Origin of the sequence: Psychrobacter sp. W2-37-MNA-CIBAN-0211, from assembly GCF_040309405.1 — a bacterium.
Lineage (GTDB): Bacteria > Pseudomonadota > Gammaproteobacteria > Pseudomonadales > Moraxellaceae > Psychrobacter > Psychrobacter glaciei.
On record NZ_JBEOOU010000458.1, the window covers coordinates 1 to 248 of the forward strand.

Below are 248 nucleotides of genomic sequence, written 5' to 3' on the forward strand. Positions count from 1 at the left end.
TTACTACATGGAGAACCTTCATGGAGTTTTTTATATCGTAAAATGATCCCGATCCTTGTTGCAGCAGGTCATCGAGTTATTGTCCCAGATCTTATTGGATTTGGCCGTTCAGATAAACCAAGTCAACGTTCTGATTATACCTATCAACGTCATGTAGATTGGATAAAATCATTCGTTTTACAACTTGAATTAACCAACATTACTTTGGTATGCCAAGACTGGGGCGGCTTAATCGGGCTGCGTATGGC

1 protein-coding gene is annotated in these 248 nt (G+C 40.3%); it reads left to right on the forward strand.

The window, feature by feature from the left end; genetic code table 11:
- Window positions 1-248: alpha/beta fold hydrolase (locus AAEY72_RS15880; RefSeq protein WP_352311614.1), on the forward strand; the 248-nt coding region annotated here is incomplete at both ends.